The following is a 25,799-nucleotide window of genomic DNA, read 5'->3' as shown; positions in this document are numbered from 1 at the left end:
ATCACAAATAAATGTTATGCCGCAATTGAGCCAATTCCTGTGGCATCAAAATCGTTCATACATGGGAGTGAAACATGAAAAACGAAAGAAAATTTTTGCGAAAAATCACAAATTTTACGATTGCAGCCCTTGCGATACCTGCAATCATTTTTGGCTTCACGACGACTTCATTTTCAGAGTCCAAATCAGTGAAAATTGGGTATGCCGTTTCCAAAACTGGCCCAAATTCAGCGGGAGCCGGTATTACAACAATTCCAAATTACACACTTTGGGTTAAGGACGTTAATGCACAAGGTGGGCTCAAACTCCCGGATGGAAGTCAGCGGCTAATTGAAATTGTTGAATATGATGACCGTTCATCTTCAGAAGAGGTAGTTCGGGCGATTGAGCGTCTGGCAACCCAGGATCAAGTGGATTTCATTTTACCGCCTTGGGGTACAGGTTTCAATCTTGCAATTGCACCATTGATGGATCGTTTCGGATATCCTCAATTAGCCGTAACTGCCGTTACAGATAAAGCCCCGGATTTTGCAAACAGATGGACCAAGAGTTTTTGGTTTCTTGGTGGCGGAAGCGACTATTCCGAAGCGTTGGCAAAGGTATTGGGCGCCGCAAGCAAGGCTGGAGAAATAAACAACAAAGTCGCCATCGTTTCAGTAGCAGATGGCTTTGGTATAGATCTGCTAAAATCTGCTCGCCCAGCGATGGAAAAGGAAGGCATGGACATAGTTTACGACAAGACTTACCCATTGGGCACTTCAGACTTTAACGCGATAGTCGCTGAAGCCAAAATGTCTGGTGCCGACAGCTTTGTTGCTTTCTCCTACCCCCCTGGAACATTTGGCATGACTAAACAATCCATCGTTTCAAGCTTCAATCCAAAGGTATTTTATCTTGGTGTTGGTGTTGGATTTCCAGTGTATAAAAAGATCGCAGGCATAAATATTGATGGTGTTATGAGTCTCGGTGGTATCGACATCAACAATGCAGATTTTGTTGCATATTCAAAGCGCCACCAAGAAGCAACAGGCACCCCCCCAGATTATTGGGCAAGCAGCGTGACCTATGCCAGCTTGCAGATTTTACAGCAGGCCATAGAACGTGCGGGGTTGGATAAAGATGCGGTTTCCAAAGAAATATCCGATGGTGAATTCGATACTATACTTGGAAAAATCAAGCTCGAAAATAATCAGTTAAGGAAGCTGTGGTGGACTGGTCAATGGAAAAACGGCAATTTTGTTGCCATCGCTCCATCAAACCGCGATGGAGCAGAGACTGCGACAATACCAAAACCTGTCTGGCAGAACTAATTTAATAACTTCTGATTGCGAAGGCGGTAGGTATGTTTACTACATCTCTCATCATTGGGTTGGTTCTTGGGGGAACCTATGCTTTGGCTGCACTGGGCCTTAGTATGCAATATGGTGTCGCCAGAATAATGAACTTGGCGTATGGGGAATTTGTGATAGCTGCTTCCTTCGCAACCTTTGTTCTTTTCTCTACATTTGATCTGGATCCGTTAGCAGGCCTTATCATCGTTGCCCCTGCCGCCTTCATTATTTCGTTCTTCATTTACGCCATTCTCATGGCTCCGCTAGTCAAGAGGACGCAGAAAGGCGGCAGTTTAGAAATAGATTCGATCCTGCTGACGTTTGGATTACTGTTTCTTATTCAAGGTATTTTACTCGTCTTATTCGGGGCAAATTTCACCAGCTATAGTTACCTAAACATACCGATTGAATTATTCGGCACCACAATTGCCGCCAATAGATTAATTGCCTTTGGTATCGCGATTGCTCTGGGAATAAGCCTGTATTGTTTTGTGACCTATACAAGATGGGGAACCGTTCTGAGAGCGGTTGCGACCAAACCGGAGAATGCCCCTCTTGTTGGTATCAATGTGGATCGCGTTGCTCAAATCGCTTTTGCTATCGGCGGGATGCTTGCCTCTCTTGCCGGCGTCGTTATTTCCATGTTCCAGACATTTACGGCTACAAGTGGTGTTGTTTTTACAATGAAAGCGCTGATTGTTGTGATCATGGGAGGAGTTGGTAATTTCATGGGAGCACTTATTGCGGGCCTTATTTTGGGCTTGGCCGAAGCGTTTGTCTCTACATATATTGACCCTGGGCTAACCCTGGCTTCTACATACCTGATCTTTTTGGTTCTACTTCTATGGCGCCCGCAAGGGTTATTCGGTCGGGTCATAAAATAGATGAATAGCAGTATGAAAATAGGTGGCGTTATCGGCGCCTTGTGCATTCTAGCGCTTGTTCCGTTTTACCTGGAAGCATATGGCCTAGGCCTGATGATCGGGATGATGAGTTACGCTGCAATGGCAACAGCCTGGTCCATGTTTTCAGGACCAACCCGATATATTTCGCTCGCGACCGTCGCCTTCTATGGGATTGGTGCCTATGTGGTTGCTGTATTAAACGAAGACTTGTCTTACCCGTTAATTTTATTGGTCGCCATCGCAATTGGTTTAGTAATGTCTTTGGCGGTAGGGATTGCGACACTCAGACTAGCCGGTGTGTATTTCGTTATATTTTCATTCGGATTAGCTGAATTGGTGCGTCAGCTTATTACTTGGTACGAGGTGAATATTACCGGCACGTTGGGAAGGTATATATTCCTACCTCTGGAGCCGCAGCATATATACTGGATGTTGCTCGCTACGACAGCATTGACATTGCTTGTTTCGTGGATGGTTAGAAGAAGCCGGATTGGAATGGCACTTCAGGTTATCGGAGAAGATGAAGTTGTCGCCGCCCATATCGGGATCAATATTACCCGCATTAAACTAATGTTATTTGCGCTGAGTGCTTGCCTCATTACTCTGGTAGGCGCCATCCAAGCACCTCGATGGGTCTATGTTGAACCCAGTATCGTTTTCAACCCGACCGTTTCCTTCTTAACTGTCATTATGGCGCTACTGGGGGGTGCTCACAGATTATATGGTCCCCTGTTTGGCGTCGTCCCACTATTTCTGCTGTTCGAATGGCTATCTGCCAGCTTTCCAAACCATTATTCAATTATTCTTGGGGCACTGTTTATCCTAATTGTATTTGCCTTACCAAAAGGCGTTCTTGAGTTCGTCGATAACGCAAGACTAGGGAGGACCAGATCATGACTGTCCTCTTGCGGTTACAAGCTGTCGGGAAAAATTTTGGCGGCCTGGCCGCAGTTAATAATGTCTCATTTGATATGAAGGACGGAGAAATTGTTGGTCTGCTTGGTCCGAATGGATCCGGAAAAACAACGCTTTTGAATTTGATATCGGGCGCGCATAGGGCAACCTCGGGAAATATCAGCTTATATGGTAAAAATATAAGTTCACTTCGGCCAGATCAGATTTCCCATTCCGGCATTGCCCGAACATTTCAATTAGTTCGTGTCCTCCAGACGATGTCAGTTTCAGACAACGTCATATGCAGTGTTGCTTTTCGGGAAAAATCAGCCTGGGGACGCGAAGCACACGAAATTGCAGAAGAAAAATTGGCCACCGTCGGACTGCAGGATAAAGCACGCGATTTAGCAGGTTCACTTAATTATATCGATTGCAAACGATTGGAGCTTGCTCGTGCACTGGCCACAGAGCCCAAACTGCTGCTTTTGGATGAATGGCTTTCCGGGCTTACACCGCAAGAACTGGAAACGGGTATAGAATTGATTAATTCTATTCAGAGCAGTGGCATTAGTATCTTAATTGTTGAACATATCATGAGTGCCATCCGTGAACTATGTCCGCGCTGTGTAGTTATGAACAGCGGAGAAGTAATTGCTGACGGACCAACCGGGGAAGTATTGGAAAATGAATCTGTAGTTTCAGCTTATCTGGGAGGGGCAGATGCTTAGTATTCAAAACCTTTCTCTCTCTTATGGTCAACATATAGCCATTGAACAAATTTCAATCGATATTCGTCAGGGTGAAACAGTCGCTATATTGGGGGCAAACGGAGCCGGAAAAACATCACTTCTAAAAGCCATTGCTGGATTGGAGACAGTGTCAGAAAACTCCGAATTAACCTTTGAAGGACAAAATTTAAGATATATGCCGGCCTATCGGCGAGTCGATATCGGGTTGTCTTTAGTACCAGAAGGGCGGGGTTTGTTCCCTGATTTGAGTGTAGAAGAGAACTTGCAGTTAGGCGCCAATCCAAAACGAGCACGAACCTCTGAATCGAAAAACAGAGAGTTTGTTTATGACCTATTTCCAAAGCTTGCCTTCAGATCGAAGCAACTGGTTGGAACAATGTCCGGTGGCGAGCAGCAGATGGTTGCTGTAGGCCGCTCAATAATGTCAGAGCCAAAACTCCTGATGCTCGACGAACCAAGTTTAGGGCTAGCTCCTATCGTCATCCGAGAACTTTTTGAAGCCTTGAAGAAAATCAGAGTAGCCGGCATGACGATGCTCATTGTCGAACAAAATGTGAAAGCCAGCCTAGCTATCTCAGATCGAGGTTACGTAATGGGAACAGGATCCATTGTAGGTCAGGGCACCGCAAATGAACTAACAGACAACGAAGATCTTCACAGGGCTTATATGGGCGCCGCAAAATAACTCTAGTTAAAATAGGAAATAGTGATGAACAATGTGGAACTACTCATAAACGGAGACCAGGTTGAAGCCTCTGATGGTGGGCATTTCGAACGGCAAAATCCCATCACGGATGACGTGGCTACAAAAGCAGCGGCAGCAACTATTGACGATGCTTTGAGAGCTGCAGATGCCGCTGCAGCAGCTTTTCCTGAATGGTCTGAAACCACACCCAAACAACGTCGGGAGATATTGTTATCCGCTGCCGATGCCCTTAAGGCCAGATCTGAAAAAATTGTAGAAGCGATGGCCGAAGAAATTGGCGCGACGACACCTTGGGCGATGTTCAATATCGAGCTAGCAGCCGATATGCTGATTGAAGCGGCTTCAATGACAACGCAAATTGCAGGCGAACTTATTCCATCCAACCGAACGGGCTGCATGGCAATGGCCGTCCGTCAGCCCGTAGGTGTGGTTTTGTCGATTGCCCCCTGGAATGCACCTGTAATTCTGGGTGTTCGATCCATCGCTATGCCCATGGCATGCGGGAATACTGTCGTGATGAAAACCTCAGAAATCTGTCCCAACACTCATATGCAGATACTGCAAGCAATGCAAGATGGCGGTATTCCTGATGGAGTTTTGAACGGTATCTCCAATGCTCCTGAATCCGCTCGCGAAATTGTCGAAACCCTGATTTCACATAGAGCAATAAGGCGAGTCAATTTTACAGGATCAACGCGGGTCGGGCGACTGATTGCAGAGACTGCAGGCCGTTATTTGAAGCCAGCACTTCTTGAACTTGGCGGCAAAGCTCCTGCAATCATCCTGGATGATGCTGATCTCGATCATGCGGTTGCATCAATTGCTTTCGGTGCGTACATGAACCAGGGGCAAATCTGCATGTCCACGGAACGGGTAATAGTGGACGAATCTGTCGCAGACAGTTTTGTGGAAAAGCTCACGGAAAAAGTAAAGACACTTAAAGCAGGCGATCCTCGCCAAGGCAAAACGCCCTTAGGCTCTGTCGTTGATAAAATGGCAGCACAAAGGATCGAAAGGCTGATTTCCGACGCTGTTGAAAAAGGCGCTGTTATTTTGGCTGGCGGCGCTATAGACGGTACAATTATCGGCGCGACCCTTCTAGATCGCGTGTCTCCATCGATGAAAATTTACCAAGAAGAAACCTTCGGCCCCGTTGCTTGCATCTATCGGGCAGGCAGTATTGATGAAGCTGTCAGAATAGCCAACGATACCGAATATGGGTTATCCGCTGCTGTTTTTGGCCAAAATACGGTTCGGGCAATGAATGTTGCCAAGCGGATTGAAGCTGGCATTTGTCACATCAACGGGCCGACTGTCCATGACGAGGCACAAATGCCTTTTGGCGGAATGAAAGAATCTGGGTATGGTCGCTTTGGCGGGAAAGCCGGAATAGATCAATTTACCGAATTACGTTGGATGACTATTCAAGATGGACCGATGCACTTTCCAATTTAACCACCGATTATGGATAGGTTTAATCGTCAAAATCACTGTCAGGTCAATACCCTCCGGTCGGTGGTTCGGTACCACCCCCGGACACTAATTTTCCGCAAATACTGCAAGATCGGAGAGCTAAGTCAAAGCTAATTGAACTTAGTGTTCAATGTTCACTTGCTACTGTGGTTTTGATCGATCTTTGTAACACTTCAAGAAAGTGGCTTACTCAAAACAACAACGCGCGCCAGAGCCTCTGAGTTTATATAAGCTCATACGTTCCTATCTATTCGACAACGGCCCCTCCGCGGATTGGATGTCTTAAACTCCGCTGTTAAACAGTCTTGACAACAGACTCTCCAGAATAGAGGTTAGCGTATAGAGTATATTAACTCTCATAGTATATCTGTAATTAACCCGGAAACTTCCAGTGCCCGGTGGTTCAATGAAATGTATTAATGATACCGGTTAATTAGGGGGTTGAGTTGAAGACTGTATATGTAGGAATGAGCGCAGACCTATTACATCCAGGACACATAAACATCCTTCAGGAAGCCTCGAAATATGGAAAGGTCATTGTAGGAGTACTCACTGACAGCGCCATTGCAAGCTATAAACGCCTCCCGTACCTGACTTATGATCAAAGAAAGACGGTCGTCGAAAATATACAACATGTTTCCGAAGTTGTTCCTCAAGAAACTCTCGACTACCGTCCCAACCTGAAAAATCTGAGACCTGATTTTGTGGTTCACGGTGATGACTGGAAAACAGGCGTACAAGCAAAAACCCGCTCTCAAGTTATCAATACAATTTCTGAATGGGGCGGTGAACTAATTGAAGTAGCATACACACCGGGAATTTCGTCAACCCAGATACATGGTAGTATCAAGGAAATCGGCACGACTCCCGATGTTCGTATGAAACGATTGCGCCGCTTGATAAATGCAAAGCAAATTGTACGTGTCTTAGAAGCACATTCTCCACTTTGCGGCCTTATTATTGAACATGCAGAAGCAGAAAACAATGGCACCTCGGTTGAGTTTGATGCCATGTGGTCTAGTAGCTTGACAGACTCGACCATTAAAGGAAAACCAGACATTGAAGCACTGGACTTAACTACACGGTTACAAAACATCAACGAAACATTTGAAGTAACCACAAAACCAATGATTTTTGATGCTGATACCGGTGGAATACCCGAACATTTTTCTTTTACCGTCAAGAACCTGGAAAGAGTCGGAGTTTCAGCTGTCATTATTGAAGATAAAACCGGGTTAAAGAAGAACTCCTTGTTTGGAAACGAAGTCGCTCAGCACCAAGATTCAATTGAAAATTTCTGCCATAAAATAAAAGTTGGCAAAAATTCACAAGTTACAGATGAATTTATGATCATTGCCCGCATCGAAAGCTTAATTCTTGAAAAAGGAATGGATGATGCCCTGACAAGAGCCAAAGCGTATATTGAGGCGGGCGCCGACGGGATTATGATTCATAGTAGACAAAAAACACCCGATGAAGTTTTTGCTTTTTGCAATAAATATAATCAAATTGAGAACCGGGTCCCATTGGTTGCGGTACCAACAAGTTACAATAGCATTACGGACACAGAATTAGCGGAGGCTGGCGTAAATGTAGTAATTTATGCAAACCATCTTCTAAGAGCATCCTTCCCTTCCATGAGAGAAGTAGCCTATTCCATCTTAAAGCATGGACGTTCTTTGGAAACATCCGACAAATGCATGAACATAAAGGATATCTTGGACCTAATCCCTGGAACAAGGTAATTCCGTAAAACCAAATTTAAGATAGGTTGTGTTGTGACTAGACCAAATGTATTTTTCGGAACGTTAAAAGATACCGATATTGATTTTTTTACAGGCGTTCCAGATTCTTTACTTAAATCTTTCTGTGCTTACGTGACCGACAATACAACCGAAAAAAATCATGTCATTGCATCTAACGAAGGTGCTGCGGTTGGGTTAGCTATCGGATATCATTTATCTACGGGCAAAATTCCACTGGTTTATTTTCAAAATTCTGGACTGGGTAATGCGATTAACCCTTTGATGTCACTTGCTGATAGTGATGTCTACTCTATCCCCATGCTACTCCTCATAGGCTGGAGAGGAGAGCCAGGAGTTCCGGATGAACCCCAACATGTGAAACAAGGACGAGTATTGCTAGAAAAGCTTGACGCTATGGAAATTCCATACTGGGTCCTGTCTGGCGAGGAAGAAGATGACCTGCAATCACTGCAGTCAGCGGTTTTAAGTGCTCGGGAAAACAACTTCCCTGTCGCACTGGTTGCAAAAAAAGGATCGTTTGCCCCCTACCTCCAACCAGAAAAAGAAGCAAGCAGCTTACCTCTCTCAAGAGAAGAAGGCATACAAAGAATTATTGATTGCACTTCAACTGACGATATCATTGTCGCGACAACTGGCATGGCATCAAGAGAGCTTTTCGAATATAGGGCGCATTGCGATCAAGGACATCAACGTGATTTTCTGACAGTAGGGGGAATGGGGCATACTTCCCAAATAGCACTTGGCATTTCAATGCAGAAGCCTGACCGTCGTGTCATTTGCCTGGATGGAGATGGGGCTGCGTTAATGCATTTAGGTTCAATGGCAATTATAGGTTCAAGTAAATGCCATAACTTTAAACATATAATCCTCAACAATGGCGCGCATGATTCAGTGGGGGGCCAGCCAACTGTTGGCTTTACCGTTTCGTTGAGCGAAATTGCAAAAAGCTGTGGATATATACGTTCAGATGTCGTCGACAATGCCGAGGACCTTGAACAGTCGTTGAAAGAATTCCTAAGTTCAGATGGGCCCGCTTTGCTTGAAGTAAAAATCAAAACCGGCAATCGTAAGGATCTTGGCCGCCCGACAATTTCACCCACACAGAATAAAGAAAATTTCATGAGGTTCATTCAGTCCTCATGAAATATAGCACAGAACATATAGGCCGAGGAGCCATCGCAAATTTATCACTAGAAATTGAACGGCTAGGCAGCAAAAATATATTTCTGGTGACAGGTAAAAAGTCTTTCCACGACAGTGGCGCAAAGCAGTTGCTAGATACCGCACTTAAAGATCGCAAAGTATTTTATTTTAACGACTACACATCAAACCCCACTCTCGACCAGGCTATAAAAGGAGCAGTTGAATTTAAGGCTAAGAAGTATGATTTGATCATAGCTGTTGGTGGGGGAAGCGCTATTGATATTGCGAAGACAATAAATGCAATTCAGGCGCATTCTGGTCGAGAAAAAGAAATCGCAACTGGAAAAGACAAAGTTTCCAATGAGCTATGCCCTCTTATTGCAATACCCACAACTTGCGGTACAGGGAGCGAGGCTACACATTTTGCCGTTATATATGTTGATGGCGTCAAATATTCCTTGGCATCCGATCAATTGATGCCAGATGTTTCTATTGTGGATGCCTGCTTCGTGGATAACCTGCCGCAATACATATCCGCCTGTACCGGGTTTGACGCTTTATGCCAGGCCGTGGAGTCTTACTGGTCAGCCAATGCAACATCGGAAAGTAAACTTTACGCCTCGCAAGCCATAAAGATACTCATAAAGGACCTGACAGAAGCTGTTTCAATGGGCCACAAAGAAAAAAGAACATCAGTGGTTCAAGCTGCCCATTTAGCTGGCAAAGCAATTAACATAAGTAAAACGACGGCGCCACATGCTCTGTCATACGGAATTACTAAGGAATTTGGCTTACCCCATGGTCATGCTGCCGCTATCACATTGGGATTGTTCTTTGAACTGCATGCACAAGAAAACATCCAAGGCTATAATCATAATGTAACCCCATCGAGCTTCGCCAAAACGATGAGAGACCTTTACGTATTGCTAAACGTAAAAAATGCAACCGCAGCTAAAGATCGCTGGTATGCAATTATGAAAGCCTGCGGCCTTTCAATCAAGCTAGATACAACCAAAGTGAATTCGAGCAAAGTAATTGATAGAATTATTGAGCAAGTTAATGTTGAACGTCTGAGTAATCACCCAATTCAGCTAACACCTGAAATGATACGCAAAACATTGAGGGCTCTATGTTAGGTACGACTAAAAGGGTGCTCGTTGATCTTTTTTTCATCGGTTGTTTGGTTTTATATTCCAAGCCTGCTTACGCATATTTGGACCCAGGTTCCGGGAGTGCGCTGGTTGGAGTCCTGTTCGCGGCATTGGGCGCAGTATGGTATACCATTAAGACCTTCTTTTACCGCATAGCAGGATTAAAAGATGATGCACAGGACACGCACTCGCCCAAGAATACTCTTGTTCTGTTTAGCGAAGGGCGCGCTTATTGGGGAACATTTCGCCCAATTGTTGAAGAACTAATAAGCCGAAAAATTTATTTCCGTTACAGGACATTGGATCTGTTTGATCCGGCATTAGAAATCGAAAGCCCTTACATGAACTCCAAGAGATGTAGCAGGTCTATTTTCGGGCTAAAGGAATTGTCTCACATAGAAGCGCCTGTCATGGTTTCCACCTCTCCAAACATCGGCGCCAAGAATTATTTTTTGAAAAAATCCAATATGGTTGGAAATTTGGTTCATATTTTTCACCATGTTGGAGATATATCGACATATAAAAAATTCTCTTTAGATAAATATGATACCGTTATCATGGCTGGCCCTTTCCAGGAAAAATCAATTCGAAGTATTGAAAAAAGACGGAATCTGAAGCCAAAAAGATTGATATCCCTCGGTCTACCATACCTGGATGAACTGTATAAAAACCGCAATCCTTCCGTTCTTAAGCAAGATAAAACAACGATCCTCATTGGCTCTTCTTGGGGGCCTAAGGGCTGCCTAAAAGCGTACGGAATTTCTTTTATAAAAGCTCTACTTGAACAGGGGTATAATGTCATCGTTCGCCCTCATCCTCATTCGAGAATAGCTGAACCCGAATTTATCGATCAATGCAAAAAAGAACTGGAAACCTTTGACAATTTCAAATGGGATGATGAAATCTCTCCAAATTACTCAATGAGTATTTCTGATATTTTGATTTCAGACACTTCCTCTATACGCTTTGATTTCGCATTTATTTATGAGAAACCAGTAATTTCATTACAAATTTCGGCAAAAGACCTGGTCGGCTTTGAGGCGGAAGATCTGGATGAGTTCTGGGATGATGAAGCGGCATCACAGATTGGTGTATCAATTGCGCCCAATGAGATTGGGAAATTAGGAGAAATTATCAAATCTGTACTAGAGCAGCAATCTTCAAAAAACATCTCGTCTTTCAGGGACCGCTGTGTCACAAATTTTGGGAACTCCTCTCCAAGTATAATTCAGTATCTACCAGATTTGGTGCAGAAATAGTCACTTACTAGCCTTCATAAGGTAATTAGCTTTGAATATTGTTATTTCATATTACGAGAGTTTATTTCTTTTCATCTCTAATATTGTTCATAGCTATGGCCTCGCTACCATACTTCTGTCTCTATTTGTTAGTTTGCTACTGATAAAGCCAACAAAATTGGCCAATTTAATAGTTTACAAAGAAACCAGTTTTCAAACTGTTTTAGCTCCTCAAGTTGAAAGAATTAAAAAAGAAAGTAAGGGCGCTGAACAGCACACTAGATTAAATAATCTATATAATCGCTACAGTTACCATCCAATATACTCAGTAAGAAAGCTGCTTGGTCTTTTCATACAGCTCCCCTTGTTAGTTCTTACCTATTTTATGTTTGAACAGCTTGATGTTTTGAATGGTGAACAATTTATCTTTATTAAAAATCTGGGAGGCCCTGACAATCTAATTTTAGGCCAAGGAAATTTACTTCCTTTTATTATGACATTTGTAAATGTGGCAGCTGCATTAACAACACCGAATTTCACAAAAAACGATCTAATTCAAGCTTTTGGCGTTAGCCTTCTATTTCTAGTTCTTTTATACAACGCTAAATCTGTTTTGCTAATATACTGGACAGTAAGCAACGCCTTTATTCTATTTAGAAACATTATCATCATGAGAAATGCTGATAAAAGGGGCGTGTTACTTATCTCCACTGTTTCCAGACGTCAAATCTATGACTTCCTTATCAACAAATACACAGTATCCCTTTGTATTTTTGTTATCAGCTTTTGCTTAATTGACCATTTTTTGCCAACTCAAATTGCCGATGAAAACAGCAATATTGTAGCTCTAATTATTTCGTTAGAAATCATTCTCTTTTATTTCTCAGTTAAATTTTCATACAATTTTTCTTATCTTTCCAAATTTGTTCTCTATGTTTTGTTCTTACTTCAGGTGGCAATGGCCTTTGGTCAGATCAGCGACCAATACCGGCTTCCCTCACTACTGTTTATAAATATTTCTTTTCTTGTCTTAGGTGTACAGGCTGCCCTCTTTTTTGGTGTTTTGGGAAATACGGCGTCTCTTTCATATAGCCAAGCAAAATTACGTCTCGTTTCTCTTGGGTTCCTGTCGCTTCTGATCTTTATTATCGTTCTCGATAACCCTTTGAATTTATACTTATCTGACCCCAGCGAGTATTATGGAATTGAATATTTCACTATTTTGTTGGCTAACATAACAATTTTTTGTCTAGCCATAATGTTGGGCTATATTTTACTAAGGTTTTCATCCGAAAATATCGTAAAATCCATTTTGATACTTTCAGTATATTTAAGCACCATTTTCTTTGTCTACTCTAAACTTGTTGGGTTAAATTACGGCCTACTGGACAATTTTACATTTAATCAGCCAGACCTTATCAATGTCAGTGCCTTTCATTCAATTTTGGAATTCACCGTCTTGGTTGGATTGTTTCTCTTATTTTTGAAGAATTTCAATAAACTGCAATCCTATTTCGTTCCATTGTTACTATTATTGTTCATAACATCATTGGCGACGATCTCTGTAAGTGCAGCTTCTTTACTGGTGGCAAACGCAGGCAATACGGATAACCAAACAGAAAGCTCTTACCTAGAAGCCAGAGATTTCAATCTAACTCTTTCAAAATCAGGAAAAAATGTTCTTGTAATTATCCTGGACGGATTTTCAGGTGGTCTATTTCCGGAGCTTGTGAAGGAAAATAGAAAAATCAGAAATGGGTTCAAGGATTTTACTTGGTACAAAAATAGTGTCGCAAATTCAGGAGGAACAATCGGCTCACTCCCCTCTATTTTTGGGGGACATCGCTTTCACATAGAAAATGTAATACCCTCAAGCAATGACAGAATGCTTGATACTCTAGCGGATTCTTATTTGGTATTACCTGAGCTTTTTAAGCCTAAAGGGTACAATAGCAATATTGTACAACCAAAATTTAATGTCAAAATCTCTAATAAGGACGCGTCAATATACAAGATTGATGGCAATGGCTACGCAAATTCGAACAACCCGGAAGCCGATAATTTTGTAATCAGATCACTGATTAAGTTTTCAATTTTAAAATCGTTCCCGCTATTTTTCAGAGAACATTTCTATTTCACCTACTTGGATAAAACTCACAACGATGAATCAACGAATTCTAAACTGAAAATGATCAAATTGCTTGATAGTCTCTCTGAAAAAGAAGTAGCTACTTCAGAAAAACCAACGCTAAACTTTATACATCTACATGTGCCTCATGGTCCTAACGTTATTGATCAGGAAGGAAACATCAGTCAAAAAGGCAAAGGCGATTACAAAGCTGAAGCAACATATTCTCTTCTCCAATTAGCTAAAATTTTCGAAAGAATGAAAGCGGATAAAGTATACAATTCAACGCAAATACAAGTCGTCTCCGACCATGGTTGGTGGGTAGACAATCCGATGTTTGATCCGGCATTCGTCGATCAAATTGGCATCGGGTATGAAGGTAGAAGAATGCCGGGCTTTTTCCACGCCTTGTTTTTAGTTAAAAATGTTGATGCTCATCAACCAGAACTCCATACTTCAAATGCTTTGACGACCAGCGGAGACGTTGCCACTATGGCATGTGAAGTGATAGGGGGATGTCCAAGAATTTTGTCTTTGGATGAAATTTTTTCAGAAGATCGCGAAGTAAAATATAGTATTTTGGATCTGAAAGGTGTCTCAAAAAATGGAAGTTTCAAAGATTATCTGGTCGAGCAATGGTCAGTTGAAAAAAGCATTTTTGAACACACCAATTGGAAACGAAATTGAAGAGTTAGGCGGAAATTTATTTTAGATCGAATACAGAGACTCGCGGCCTCGACAAGCATTTTAAAAATTGTTGTTCTGTCTGTAAGTTGCATTTGGAGCTTTGTGAATCCACGCAGACTGAAATTCCGTGTACTGGTAGTTCGTTATTTTTCCTGAGCATCACGTTTTCATACATATTATAAAAACTCTCGCAAGTCCGTCATGAATTTCTCAAACTGGTCATGGTGCAACCAGTGGCCAGCGTTTTCATAGTTCTTCACGATAGTATTTTTGAAATATTTTGACCGCCCATCATCCGCCGGATTTGACGCCCAACTGTCATTGCCGTAACACAGCATCGTTGGGCAGGATATTTCTCCCCAAAGTTTCTGGGTTTCTTCATGGTCAATATCAAATGGCGCCCAAACGCGCATATAGTTGTCAAATTTCCAGCTGAAAGTACCGTCTTCATTTTGGTTCACAGCATGGGTGGTAAGATGCAGGGCTTGCATGTCCGACAAATGGCCATTTTCAGCTTTCATGCGCGCCAAAGCATCTTCAAATGTTTCATATCGACGATGTGAGCGGGCACTGGCTGCACGCTTTTTTTCAATCCAGTCGCGCCAACGTTGGGCAGTAGGAACGGCTTGAGCTTCTTTCACCATCTTGGGTGAGGCACCAAGACCCTCGATAGCAACAAGTTTTCTTACAGTTTCCGGATAAAGACCTGTATAACGCAGCGCAATATTTCCACCCATAGAATGGGAAACAATGCTTACCGGGCTCAATTCCTTTTGATGGATAAGCTGAGCAATGTCATAGATATAGCTTTGAATGCTGTAATTGCCATCGGTAGACCACCCACTGTCACCATGGCCACGTAAGTCAGGTGCGATAACGTGCCAGTCATGACGTAATTCTTCAGCAATCCAATCCCAATTCCTACAATGATCCCGTCCCCCATGTATTAGTAATAGCGGCGGTGCCTCCGGGTTCCCCCAATCTACATAATGTAGCTTAATACGTTGCGAAATGTAGCTGTTTGAGGTTGGGCCCATGGGGTGCTCCCAGTATAATTAACCTGATAAATTGTACTATAAGATGAATTACCAACCTTGGTCCATCCCGGGCATTTTATCTAATGGTGCAATTGACCAGTAAACAGGAACAATGCGATGGCCTCAGTAACGAAAACGCCGTTATGGATCTATTTTTATCGAGATAAGCACCGCAAAAAGCACTACGGAACCGCCAAGAAATGTTGCAGTATTTGGAATTTCCGTAAACAAGATGAATGCGAAAACCGGAGCTAGAGGGGTTTCCAATGTACTTAAAAGAGCCGTCTGGCCTGATGGTACCCGTTTGGCACCTTCTGCCAGGGTGACGGATGCAATGGCAAATAGCAGTCCGAATGCGGATAGGACATAGACTTCCGTGCGTTCAATCTCAAATGGATTTCCATATATCACTGAAAACGGCAGCAAGAGAATGGATGAAAGGACTGCCGGGCCCGCCCCCGGTGTCCCTGGATATTTCCGATAAATAACCATTATCAAGGCCATGGCAATGGTCATCAACAAGGCTAACAAATCGCCATTGAGGCTAATTTGACCAAGAGAACCTGAAACAATTATCGCAACACCCAACAGCGCGCCAACACACCCCGCCATCGTCCTTGATGATATTTTTTCTCCCATGACAAACCAAGCGAGTAGGGCTGCAATAAGTGGAGAAGCCGCGTAAATAACTGAAACATTGGCTATGGATGTAAGTTTAAATGACTGGATAAATGCCGCCGTACCCAATGCCCCCACTACTGCTATCGCTAACCCACTGTAACCCATACCAAAAAAATTCTGCCGCAGCGTTCCCTTGTTTATTATCCAGATTGTTGTGAAAGCCGCTGCAAAAAAGCCTCTCCAAAATATAACCTCCCACGGCCCGGCTTCAACTCCCTTCGTGAATGAGCCCGCCGTACTAAATGTTATGGCCGAAACCACAACCAGGAAAACACCAATATAATATTCAGATTGAGTATGTTGTTTCATGTCGCATTTTCGGTTGATATCAGGGGCATCATCCCTGGCATTCGATTGTAGCCCGGCAAAACTGACACCGGGATTGGAAGCTTCATAACAAAGAGTTGCAGGCCTTCCATCAGGTTTTGATATGACCGTTCAGTGCTGGCTCATGAATTAATTAAATTAAGCCATATACGCGCTAACATAGAGCAGATATCAATACCTACCTGGCCTTGCATTTTCACAAAATGTATGCAGAATTATGGCTTTGGACAAACGAATAGATCTCCACTGATAGATTAGAAAAACTCAGGTGTAGGAAATGCCCAGATCACTCCCACCCTTAAACGCTATTAAGGCCTTTGAATCTGCCGCTCGGCACCTTAGCTTCACAAAGGCAGCAGCCGAGCTAAACGTCACGCCAGGAGCAGTCAGTCATCAGGTCAAATCACTTGAGGAATTATTAAATGTGCCCCTGTTCCGACGTCTGACCCGGGCGCTGCGCCTAACTGACGCCGGCCAGGCGGCCCTGCCAATTCTCAGCCAGGGCTTCGACAAGCTAGCCCAGGGTATCGAGCAAATACGTGCCCACAGCGAGAGCGGGGTGTTGACCATCAGCGTCAATCCCTCATTTGGCGCCATGTGGCTGGTACCTCGGCTCGAGCATTTCCGTAGTCGGCACCCCGACATCGAGATCCGCATCGACGGGACCGATCGTCTGGTTGATCTTGCGCGCGACAACGTCGACGTGGCGCTGCGTTATGGCCCTGGCGGCTACAATGGAGTGCGGATCGACCACCTGTTCAATCAGGTCAACATGCCGGTCTGTAGCCCGGCCCTCTTAAGCGGAAAGCATCCCTTGGTCCAGCCCGACGATCTGCGCCACCACACATTGCTACATGTTGAATGGAAAGATGCCGAGGCGAGTTGGCGAATGTGGATGCTCGCAGCTGGCTTGCACGACATTGACCCTGCTCGCGGGCCACGGTTCACTATGGAAAATATGGCGGTGCAAGCCGCACTAGATGGTCAAGGCGTGGCGTTGATCGGCGACATTCTGGTGGCAGATGACATCGCCTCTGGTCGCCTCGTGCGCCCTTTCAACCCGAGCCTGAATACGCCCCTCAAATTCTCCTATTATCTACTAAGCGCGAAAGATAGCGACAATCAGCCCAAGGTCGCGGCTTTTCGCGACTGGCTGCTTCAGGAGGTACAGGCCTCACGCCCTTAAGTTCTTGAAGAACCTTAAGATCGCGAGATGGAGGATATATTCACGGTCCAGATTTCAAGGCTGTTCTGGACGGCCTTCTCAAAGCTGGACTTAATGAATGAAACCTTTTGATCGCGGCTTGATGGCTAAAATAAAAAATTAACTCATAAAGTTATATAATATAAATTTGTTATCTTAGTTCAATAAAGCGCTGGATTTACGCCGCGTTCAATGAGTTGGTCGTCGTGAATATACAACATGCAGATAGAGGCACTTCCTATGCTGTTTCTGTAGGACATAATAGAGCCGCGGAGATTGCTGCTGATGTGCTGGATGCCGGTGGAAATGCTGTCGATGCAGGAGTTGCAGCATCTATAGCCTTGACCGTTCTTCATTCCGAGCAAGTACAGCTTGGTGGTGTTTCCCCAATCTTGGTGTATCTGGCAGAAAGCCAACAAACCTATTCAATTGAGGGGGCCGGAAGTTGGCCACATGCAGTCGAAAGGACGCATTTCGAGGAAAAATATCGCGGAAGAATTCCTCAAGGTATTTTAAGGACCGTTACACCAGCAGGCCCTGATGCCTGGATTACGGCATTGGAACAGTTCGGGAGCATGAGCTTCTTCGAACTCGCAGAACCTGCCAGAAATCTCGCTAAAGAGGGATTTCCAGCACATCAGGATCTTGTAGATTGTACGAAACAGTTCGAGCGATATTACCGCCGCTACGAAGAGAATACGAACATTTGGCTGCCAAATGGACAACCAGTTCAATTAGGGCAGACATTTATTCAACCAAGTTTGGCCAACACACTTGGTGCCATGATCGAAACAGATCGAAAGGCCGCTTCAAAGAAAGACCGGATTGCAGGATTGTCTGCAGTTCGCGACATATTTTACAAAGGTGAAATCGCAGATGAAATGATCCGTCATATCGTTAAGCACGATGGATTGATGACACATACAGACCTTGCCTTACATAAGACTCCGGTTGTTCCGGCGACTGCGTCTCCGGTTTTTGGTGGAACCGCCTTTACTTGTGGGTTTTGGTCACAAGGGCCGGTGCTATCACAGTCGCTTCAGATTTTGGAGCACTTTTACCGAGAGAACCCATCCGAGATCAACTGCTCTCGTCATCATGTATTTTTGGAGGCAATAAAGCTCGCAATGGCGGATCGTGAGGCCTATTATGGGGATCCGAATTTTGTAAACGTACCGAGCGATCATCTTCTGTCGCCCGCATATGCCGCTGAACGCGCCAATCAAATTCAGACCGACCATGCATTTGATGCCCTACCATCGGCGGGAAGCTTCTCAGGGCTTGAAAAACCAAAAATCTCAGCAAACCGAAGGAGTACGGAATTCTCTCCTTCGTTGGATACTTCCATTGCAGTAGTTGCAGACAAACACGGAAATATCTTTGCATCGACTCCTAGCGATAGTTCGTTCGATGGCCCAGCCGTCCCAAATCTTGGGTTCGTAATTTCGACACGAGGCGGTCAAAGTTACGTTACAAATGACCATCCTGCATGCCTTTATCCCGGAAAACGGCCACGCGTTAGCGCATGTCCGTTTATTATCCGGAACCGCGAAGGTCGATTTATTGCGGGCGGGGGGCCTGGCGCAGACTTGCAGCTACAAACCGCAGTTCAGATTTTGATGAACCATTTTATCTTTGATCAGCCCTTAGCAGATGCGGTAAGCGAACCACGTGTCTTCACCCATTCTGCCCCTGGATCAAGCGAGCCTCATCTTTCTTTTGCGGGTAAAATAGTGATTGAAGAAGGCATTCCCGAACCCGTTGCTGTCAATCTGGAAAAGATTGGTCACAAAATCACTCGTGAAACATCACATGGCATCAATCGGCCATCCGTCTGCATTGTTGGTTCTGGCGAAGGCCACTACGAGGCCATAGGGGATCCGCGTCGGGATAGCGGTCAGAAGACGAAAATCAACTCTCAACAAAAGATCAGCTGATGAATTTATCTGATCGCATAGGAAAGTGGAGCGCAACCTGCCATACCAGCATTGCCGGCATTCCAGAAGCCGATTGGAATGATTGCGCCGGCAAAAAAGATCCTTTTGTTAGACATCAGCATTTGCGTGCCTTAGAAGAAAGCGGTGTCGTATCACCTGATACTGGATTCAGTCCGCGACATATCGCTTTAAGGGATGATTGCGGCAACATTGTCGCCGCCGCTCCTGCTTACCTCAAAACTCATTCTCACGGCGAGCTAGGCGTCGATATAGGCCTGGCGATGGCGCATGAACGATCTATCGGCCCCTATTACCCCAAACTACAAGTCGAAGTGCCCTTCACGCCTATATCCGGATCACGCTTACTTATAAAGGAAGGTGTTGAGGCCACCACTGCCCGAGCAGAGCTATTGAACCGTCTCAAGAAGCAGGCTTCGAAATACCGGGCTGCATCAGTTCAACTTTCCTATATGTCAAATGAAGACGAAAATTGCGTCAGACAATCGGAATTTATCACCACCGAAGGAAATGCCTATGTTTGGAACGCGGATGGCATAAATAATTTTGACGATTTCATTGGCAAGATGCGAAGCTCAAAACGGTCTAAATTATTGTCGGATCGCCGCAAAGTGGCTGCATCTGGCCTAAAATTCAGGTCATTTTCCGGAAAAGAGATAGGCCCTGATCTGGCACCCAAATTTTACGAATTATATAAATCGACATTTGTTCGAAATACAACTGCTCCTTGGCTCAACTTAAATTATTTCGAGATGGTATTAGAATGCATGAAAGATTCATTGGAAATGACTATTGCGCTTAAGGATGAGGCTTGGATTGCCGCCCGACTGGATGTACTCACTACAGACATACGCTTTGCACAACATTGGGGGCATACGGGCAGTGTTCCGTTTCTCCTTTTCGAAATGGGAATATATCAAACTATTGAACAAGCGATTGCGACTAATCAAAACATAATTAACTTTGGTACAACTGGTCTCCATAAGTCTGAACGAGGTATCCCTATGGAACCGACACGCCACGCCATGTGGTTTAATGAGTCCGACTTTAACGAAATTGCGGAAATGGGCCTAAATCGTAAACGCGAATCCGCCCTTCAAGAACGTCTTTCAGAAGCTGAGAGATTACCGTTCCGACGCTCCCCCTCAAACGAGAAGCCATAGTAAATGGACAGACAGTCAAATAATTCCTCAACTGTTTTTACCATGAGTAAGTGTGCCACTGGAGGTAGCTTGGTTTTCTTTCCTGACTTCGGCGGAAACGTACTTTACGCAAAACCAATAGTTCAAAAACTTTCTAACGATGTAAACTGCTACGGCATTCGTCTCAAGCCTGACATGATAGAAAATTTAGAGAATCTATCCCTCATAGATGCAGCTGCACGCTTCGCTAGAGATATTGCAGAGGCTAATCTTCCGGAACCAATCAATGTGTGCGGATTTTCCTTCGCTGGATACTTTGCATTTGAGACAGCGCATTGGCTGTCGAAATCCCATGCGATTTTCTGTAGACTTTTTATTCTGGACACAACAATTCGCTCCAAAAATATTCAATCTCGATTGCTACAGTCACCGTTGCAGGAATTACTCTATGCTATTCGCTATCTGGGCAGCAATTGGCGCCGCCTAATTTCGAGAAATATTGACCCAATGATGTTGCACAAATATGGTCAAATAGGTTTCGATCTGAACCGACACCCCGAATCCTATCGGCATATAATTCGGCAAATGTACAAGATGATGTCTACATACAATCCACGTGAGTGGAAAACGGGATCCGCAATTGTGTTAAAGGCCGGACAGAATAATAAAATATGGCGATATGGTAATGGAGATCTGGGATGGGATAAATTCATACACGGATCAGTTACTACTCATAATGTCCCAGGGGACCATTTATCCATGCTCCGCGATCCGGATTGCGCAAGTGTTCTAGCGAATATTCTCGGAAACCTAATTGGGGCAAAAAGAAAAGGGGTGGAAAATGCCCAATTCAACTAACTCAGCGCCTGAGGCGCCATTCCACCATTTTTGTAGCCGGGTAGACCGGATTCTCGAAGCTCGGGAGGGTCAGGTATTTGCCAACTTGTCTGAAGGCGTAGTGACCTACGATGAATTATTACGTGAAATGAACAGCCTGGATACGGCTTTTCAAAACCTAGGCCTCTCGACGGGCGATAGAGTCGCTATTTTTTCAAAGAATGACCGTGCCATCATCGTTCTTTTTCTGTCATTGCTTCGATCAGGTTTTACACCTGTTATCGGCGATGGTGACGTAAGGGGAAGCGAAATCGAAGATTGTTTAGAAGTGTGTCAGCCTGCAGTCATTTTTGCAGATGCAGATTTATTATCAAACCCAACAGTGATAGAAAAAATTCCTGCATCAAGAAGGATACAGACTGATACAGTCAAGGGAACCCCTGCAATTCATGGCACCCAGACGATTGCTGAGCTCATTGATACCCAGGCTAATCCTACACGGAAAACATTCGAATACACACCTGAAGTCGCAATGTTAGTCTTTACATCCGGAACCACCTCATTACCAAAAGCAGTTGAATTAACATATGCCAATTTAGTTGCGCAGCTTGGTATTTTTTCAGATGCTTACGGATTTGATTCCGATATTAAATTACTTAATTTTCTGCCGCTACACCATGTGGATGGAATTATAAGAGGCCCGCTTACTGCATTATGGTTTGGCGGGTCTGTGCACCGATCTATTCCTTTCTCTGTTCAAAATATCCAGAAAATTTTGGCATCTATATCAGAACTGAAGATTACGCATTTTATTTCCGTCCCGGCAATGCTGAGCATAGTAGAACGCATTGGTCAGATAAATGTTCATGCCTTTCAAGAGCCTAATTTCAAATTTGTACTTTCAAGCGCAGATGTGCTGACGGATAAGCTTTGGACACGATTTGAGCAGACTTTCAACGTACCCGTGGTGAATGCCTACGGCCTCAGCGAGGTTGTCTGCGATGCTCTATTTGCCGGACCTGACGAGACGACGCGCCAAATCGGCACACTTGGAAGACCTGTTGGGTGCAATGTGCAAATCCTGGATGCGGAGGGCTTACCGGTTACCCAAGGAGAAGTCGGAGAGTTAGCTATTTCAGGACCAACTGTCATGAAGGGATATTTCAACGATATAGTTCAAACGGATCAAGTCCTTAGAGATGGAAAATTTCTAACAGGAGATTATGTCCAGCAAACAGAAGCCGGGCTTTTCAAGTTTGTAGGCCGGAAAAAAACAGCAATTGTCATGGCGGGAGTCACAATTTACCCCGAAGCCGTAACAAGTGTCCTAGCCAATATGCCTAAAATAGAAGAAGCCGTTGTATTTGGCGTGGCTGATGTCACTCGTAATCAGCGGCTAGTTGCTGCTCTGGTACCGAAACCTGGGGAAAAGATTACCTCGGCAGACGCTGCTGCTTATTGCCGAGAAAATTTATCCGCAGAACGTACGCCAAGTGAGTTTCGTATATTGGAATCATTACCAAGAACTCCGTCTGGTAAGGTTCGAATGAATGAGCTCGCGTCGCCTGAGTTTGAAAAAAAGAAAAATTTATCAGCAAAAGATGTCCTGTCCATTGCCGCGTTTTGCTTTGGTGTCCCAGAAGAGCAATTGTCTTCAGACTCCACACCCTTTAATACAGAAGGGTGGGATTCTCTTGCTCATATGACCCTCATCGAAGAAATCGAACTCCAGTTTGAGATTATGCTTTCCGCATCTCAGATTGCACAAATTGCCTCGTTAGGAGACGCTATAAGCTTTGTGAAAGAGGCCACGGACTAAGGGCAACACTTTTTTTTAAACCAGAAAGTTCATATCAAGCCACCTGGAATTCCAACTGTTAAGGGTTCGAATTCGACCTTTGGCGCCGTTCTTTGGCCCCATTTCGGGCATTTATTTGCAATATATTGCTTTGCTTAAGCCTTTGTGACCCTAAACAAATTCAAGATTCACCCGAGTTCTATCATCAACTGCATTACCGGTGTTCAGTGTTGAAGTTGGTTCTAGAAGCAGCACCTCGCATATGCCGTCTATGGCAACAGGACAGTGCTCAACACCATGTGGCACGATAATAAATTCTCCTTCATTGATAAATTCATCCCGATCTCGAAATTTCATCATGAGTTTGCCTTTATGCACAAAAAATAACTCATCCTCAGTCTCGTGGTGATGCCAAACAAAACTACCTTCGAGTTTAACTAATTTAATGTGCATATCATTCACCTGCCCTGCAATCCGAGGGTTCCATGTGTCGGCAAATGTGGCAAAGGATTGAGCAATGTTTTTCGGTCCGAAAGGCGAAAGATGGTTATTAACGCCCGCCACGTCTTTTTGTATGGATCGTAATTGGGTCTCCAACTCCGGGCTATCGGCAGGATAGTCACCATCCAGCGCGGCGGTGCCAATAGTGAATCCAGCTGCGCCGGATCTGCGAACAATCTCAATTCGCTCCCGGCTGCCAATGGAACCCGCCATGATAACCGGTTTGTCAACAGCTGCGCAGACAGCCGCCATTAAACCAGTCACATTTTCGGAAGAGCGATAAGCCAGCAAATCCAGCCCATCTACACCGTCCCGAGCATTTAATTCTACTGCACTGGCGACTATCTCGTCGATTGACCCAGTCAAGGCGCTCGGATGCCCTTCGATACGTCCAGGAAACGGATAATACTGAATTTCAGTGCCCTTCAATATGGGCAAGACCGCATCAACATTTGTCCCCCCTAACAAGATATCAACACCAATTTCCGCCGCCGCCTTCGCTGACGCCAATTCGCTGTCTCTGTCGAGAGAAACCACTTCTAGATAGCTTGTCGCTCCTCCTGCTTTGATGGCTTCATTTAGCCGCTTCAGCCGGTCAAACGGCAAACCGACATCCTTAAAGCCAATGTGATGCACTCCCGCCGCAAGCGCTGTTGCAAGATGTTGTTCTGCATCCTCCACAGTCTTATCATTCCGTGTAAGCATGAAAATAAACCGTAGTCCCATTTTGCCTTTTCCTTTTGATTTGATGACCCAAACGATAGGTGTTGTCCGTCTCGGATTCAAGGTTAGCGGGGTCAACAATTACAATTCGTTTAAGCCAGATACTATCACGCAAGAGCGACTAACCGTAAAACTAAGCAGCGCAGGATCAATTTGACTGGATTTAATTGCAACCCAGTCCGAAAATACGGCTTCTCACGCTTCAGAACGCCGTTTTCCCCAAATTGATACCACTGGGAATGCCCGGTTCTTTCGGCTACAATCTGATAAAAAGAGTGCGAAAGAAAAAATAACAATGATCGATGTTCCGACAAACATAGACTGGCTTAACCAGACAATCGAAGAAACATTGGATCCGGACCTGCCAATTTGCGATGCACATCATCACTTATGGGATTTTCGAGTAGAGAGAGTGGCACAGCGCTATCTGCTGGATGAAATCCTGAGTGATATGAATAGCGGGCACAACATTGTTTCCACAGTCTTTATTGAATGCAGTTCTATGTACCGGTCAGCTGGCCCGGATTCCCTGAAACCAGTTGGCGAAACGGAATTCGTCAATGGCATCGCGGCAATGAGCGCGTCGGGTCTTTATGGTGATGCGCGAGTTGCGGCCGGAATTGTCGGGTCGGCCGATCTTACACTGGGCGATGCCGTTGGAGCTGTACTTGACGCACATATTGAAGCCGGTGGTGGTCGCTTTCGTGGCATTCGCCATCGCGCATCTTGGGATCCAAGCGATCAAGTACCTAATTCTCAAGCAACGACCAAAGAGAATTTATACCTGGATGCAAAATTTCGACGGGGATTTGCAAATCTTGCATCGCGCAACCTTAGTTTTGAGGGATGGTGTTATCATCCTCAAATACCCCAACTGACTGACCTTGCGCGGAGTTTTCCCGAAACAACCATAATCCTAAATCATTTTGGCGGCCCCTTGGGCATTGGCCCTTACAAAGGAACGCAGGACGAATATTTCCCGGCCTGGAAACAAGCCCTGTCTGAACTTGCTTCATGCCCCAATGTTGTCGCAAAGCTTGGAGGCATAAACATGGAAATTAACGGATTTGACTGGCATCATCAAAAACGACCTCCCAGCAGCAAAGAATTGATGGAAGCTACGAGGCGATTTTATGAACATACAATCGAGCAGTTTGGCCCAAAAAGATGCATGTTTGAATCAAATTTCCCCGTCGACAAAGTAAGTTGCAGCTATAATATTTTGTGGAATTCCTTTAAGCGGCTAACAACTGATTATAGCATCACGGAAAAAACCGATTTATTCCACGATACCGCCAGCCGGATCTACCGACTGGAATAAAACAAGCTAACTAACTACATGCCAAGTGATTTTGGAACGGCTCAGCTATTGATGTATCCATGCAATCTACCCTGTCTGGAACTTGATATGCGTGCCTTGACG

General features: G+C 44.5%; 20 protein-coding genes. 17 read left to right on the top strand and 3 right to left on the bottom strand.

Going from position 1 to position 25,799, the window contains the following annotated elements; translation table 11 throughout:
• The first annotated feature begins 74 nt into the window (after positions 1 to 74).
• From NBZ79_RS03325 to NBZ79_RS03275, 11 genes are all read left to right on the top strand, one after another.
• Positions 75 to 1,310 (top strand): amino acid ABC transporter substrate-binding protein, encoded by a 1,236-nt coding sequence (locus NBZ79_RS03325; RefSeq protein ID WP_251935515.1) that lies wholly within the window; start codon positions 75 to 77, stop codon positions 1,308 to 1,310.
• 32 nt (positions 1,311 to 1,342) lie between these two features.
• The gene (locus NBZ79_RS03320) at positions 1,343 to 2,215 is read left to right on the top strand and encodes a branched-chain amino acid ABC transporter permease (protein ID WP_251935513.1); all 873 of its coding nucleotides are present in this window, start codon (positions 1,343 to 1,345) and stop codon (positions 2,213 to 2,215) included.
• On the top strand, positions 2,216 to 3,133 hold the full coding sequence (locus NBZ79_RS03315) for a branched-chain amino acid ABC transporter permease (RefSeq protein WP_251935512.1): 918 nt from the start codon (positions 2,216 to 2,218) through the stop codon (positions 3,131 to 3,133). It begins immediately after the preceding gene.
• On the top strand, positions 3,130 to 3,858 hold the full coding sequence (locus NBZ79_RS03310; protein WP_251935509.1) for an ABC transporter ATP-binding protein: 729 nt from the start codon (positions 3,130 to 3,132) through the stop codon (positions 3,856 to 3,858). Before NBZ79_RS03315 ends, NBZ79_RS03310 begins: the two co-directional genes overlap by 4 nt.
• A complete protein-coding gene (locus tag NBZ79_RS03305) occupies positions 3,851 to 4,564 on the top strand; it encodes an ABC transporter ATP-binding protein (protein WP_251935507.1) in 714 nt (237 codons plus the stop codon). The genes NBZ79_RS03310 and NBZ79_RS03305 overlap by 8 nt, the downstream gene beginning before the upstream one ends.
• Before the next feature lie 24 nt (positions 4,565 to 4,588).
• Positions 4,589 to 6,040 carry an aldehyde dehydrogenase gene (locus NBZ79_RS03300; protein ID WP_251935505.1) on the top strand — a complete coding sequence of 484 codons (1,452 nt, stop codon included), beginning with the start codon at positions 4,589 to 4,591 and terminating at the stop codon, positions 6,038 to 6,040.
• A 485-nt stretch (positions 6,041 to 6,525) separates the two neighbouring features.
• On the top strand, positions 6,526 to 7,803 hold the full coding sequence (gene aepX, locus NBZ79_RS03295) for a phosphoenolpyruvate mutase (RefSeq protein ID WP_420854576.1): 1,278 nt from the start codon (positions 6,526 to 6,528) through the stop codon (positions 7,801 to 7,803).
• A gap of 33 nt (positions 7,804 to 7,836) precedes the next feature.
• Positions 7,837 to 8,967, top strand: coding sequence for a phosphonopyruvate decarboxylase (gene aepY / locus NBZ79_RS03290; protein ID WP_251935500.1), 1,131 nt, complete (start codon positions 7,837 to 7,839; stop codon positions 8,965 to 8,967).
• Positions 8,964 to 10,103: a phosphonoacetaldehyde reductase gene (locus NBZ79_RS03285; RefSeq protein WP_251935498.1), complete on the top strand. Its 1,140-nt coding sequence runs from the start codon at positions 8,964 to 8,966 to the stop codon at positions 10,101 to 10,103. Before aepY ends, NBZ79_RS03285 begins: the two co-directional genes overlap by 4 nt.
• Positions 10,097 to 11,377 carry a CDP-glycerol glycerophosphotransferase family protein gene (locus tag NBZ79_RS03280; protein ID WP_251935495.1) on the top strand — a complete coding sequence of 427 codons (1,281 nt, stop codon included), beginning with the start codon at positions 10,097 to 10,099 and terminating at the stop codon, positions 11,375 to 11,377. Before NBZ79_RS03285 ends, NBZ79_RS03280 begins: the two co-directional genes overlap by 7 nt.
• A 31-nt stretch (positions 11,378 to 11,408) precedes the next feature.
• Positions 11,409 to 14,171: a YidC/Oxa1 family membrane protein insertase gene (locus NBZ79_RS03275; RefSeq protein WP_251935492.1), complete on the top strand. Its 2,763-nt coding sequence runs from the start codon at positions 11,409 to 11,411 to the stop codon at positions 14,169 to 14,171.
• A gap of 176 nt (positions 14,172 to 14,347) precedes the next feature.
• Here the strand turns inward: NBZ79_RS03275 and NBZ79_RS03270 are convergent, their stop codons facing one another.
• Positions 14,348 to 15,208, bottom strand: a complete 861-nt coding sequence (locus tag NBZ79_RS03270; protein ID WP_251935490.1) for an alpha/beta fold hydrolase — start codon at positions 15,206 to 15,208, stop codon at positions 14,348 to 14,350.
• A 141-nt stretch (positions 15,209 to 15,349) separates the two neighbouring features.
• Positions 15,350 to 16,198, bottom strand: a complete 849-nt coding sequence (locus NBZ79_RS03265; protein WP_251935488.1) for a DMT family transporter — start codon at positions 16,196 to 16,198, stop codon at positions 15,350 to 15,352.
• A gap of 295 nt (positions 16,199 to 16,493) precedes the next feature.
• Here NBZ79_RS03265 and NBZ79_RS03260 point away from each other — a divergent pair, with 295 nt between their 5' ends.
• The 5 genes from NBZ79_RS03260 (at position 16,494) to NBZ79_RS03245 (ending at position 23,173) form a co-directional block, all read left to right on the top strand.
• A complete protein-coding gene (locus NBZ79_RS03260) occupies positions 16,494 to 17,402 on the top strand; it encodes a transcriptional regulator GcvA (protein WP_251935485.1) in 909 nt (302 codons plus the stop codon).
• A 224-nt stretch (positions 17,403 to 17,626) separates the two neighbouring features.
• The gene (locus NBZ79_RS03255; protein WP_251935483.1) at positions 17,627 to 19,357 is read left to right on the top strand and encodes a gamma-glutamyltransferase family protein; all 1,731 of its coding nucleotides are present in this window, start codon (positions 17,627 to 17,629) and stop codon (positions 19,355 to 19,357) included.
• Complete coding sequence (locus NBZ79_RS03250) at positions 19,357 to 20,538, top strand: peptidogalycan biosysnthesis protein (RefSeq protein WP_251935481.1); 1,182 nt, start codon at positions 19,357 to 19,359, stop codon at positions 20,536 to 20,538. Before NBZ79_RS03255 ends, NBZ79_RS03250 begins: the two co-directional genes overlap by 1 nt.
• Before the next feature lie 3 nt (positions 20,539 to 20,541).
• Positions 20,542 to 21,375 carry a thioesterase domain-containing protein gene (locus NBZ79_RS19635; RefSeq protein WP_420854558.1) on the top strand — a complete coding sequence of 278 codons (834 nt, stop codon included), beginning with the start codon at positions 20,542 to 20,544 and terminating at the stop codon, positions 21,373 to 21,375.
• On the top strand, positions 21,332 to 23,173 hold the full coding sequence (locus NBZ79_RS03245; protein WP_251935480.1) for an AMP-binding protein: 1,842 nt from the start codon (positions 21,332 to 21,334) through the stop codon (positions 23,171 to 23,173). Before NBZ79_RS19635 ends, NBZ79_RS03245 begins: the two co-directional genes overlap by 44 nt.
• A gap of 150 nt (positions 23,174 to 23,323) precedes the next feature.
• On the opposite strand, the gene NBZ79_RS03240 is transcribed toward NBZ79_RS03245, so the two are convergent.
• Positions 23,324 to 24,379, bottom strand: a complete 1,056-nt coding sequence (locus NBZ79_RS03240) for a cupin domain-containing protein (protein ID WP_251935478.1) — start codon at positions 24,377 to 24,379, stop codon at positions 23,324 to 23,326.
• A gap of 292 nt (positions 24,380 to 24,671) precedes the next feature.
• On the opposite strand from NBZ79_RS03240, the gene NBZ79_RS03235 reads away from it, so the two are divergent.
• Complete coding sequence (locus tag NBZ79_RS03235) at positions 24,672 to 25,697, top strand: amidohydrolase family protein (RefSeq protein ID WP_251935476.1); 1,026 nt, start codon at positions 24,672 to 24,674, stop codon at positions 25,695 to 25,697.
• Positions 25,698 to 25,799: the final 102 nt, after the last annotated feature.

Source organism: Sneathiella marina, assembly GCF_023746535.1.
Lineage (GTDB): Bacteria > Pseudomonadota > Alphaproteobacteria > Sneathiellales > Sneathiellaceae > Sneathiella > Sneathiella marina.
The sequence above is the reverse complement of the archived record's forward strand: the minus strand, read 5'-3'. Positions and strand labels throughout refer to the sequence as shown.